Origin of the sequence: Kluyvera sichuanensis (genome assembly GCF_014218705.1) — a bacterium.
Taxonomy (GTDB): domain Bacteria; phylum Pseudomonadota; class Gammaproteobacteria; order Enterobacterales; family Enterobacteriaceae; genus Kluyvera; species Kluyvera sichuanensis.
On sequence record NZ_JABBJF010000094.1, the window covers coordinates 1 to 335 of the forward strand.

1 protein-coding gene is annotated in these 335 nt (G+C 61.8%); it reads left to right on the forward strand.

Going from position 1 to position 335, the window contains the following annotated elements; genetic code table 11:
- Positions 1–335, forward strand: a 335-nt coding sequence (locus HII27_RS26905) for a sodium ion-translocating decarboxylase subunit beta (RefSeq protein WP_185670196.1), incomplete at both ends; no start/stop codon positions are given.

Here is a 335-nt window from a genome sequence, read left to right on the forward strand (position 1 = left end):
CCGACGGCAATTTACCTCTCCAGCAAGCTGGCCCCGGAACTGCTGGGGGCGATTGCGGTGGCGGCCTACTCGTATATGGCGCTGGTGCCGCTGATTCAGCCGCCGATTATGAAGCTGCTGACCAGCGAGACGGAGCGGAAAATCCGTATGGTGCAGCTGCGTACGGTCAGCAAGCGGGAGAAAATCCTCTTCCCGGTGGTGCTGTTGCTGCTGGTGGCGCTGCTGCTGCCGGACGCAGCGCCGCTGCTGGGGATGTTCTGCTTCGGCAACCTGATGCGGGAAAGCGGGGTGGTGGAGCGTCTGAGCGATACGGTGCAGAACGGGCTGATTAATAT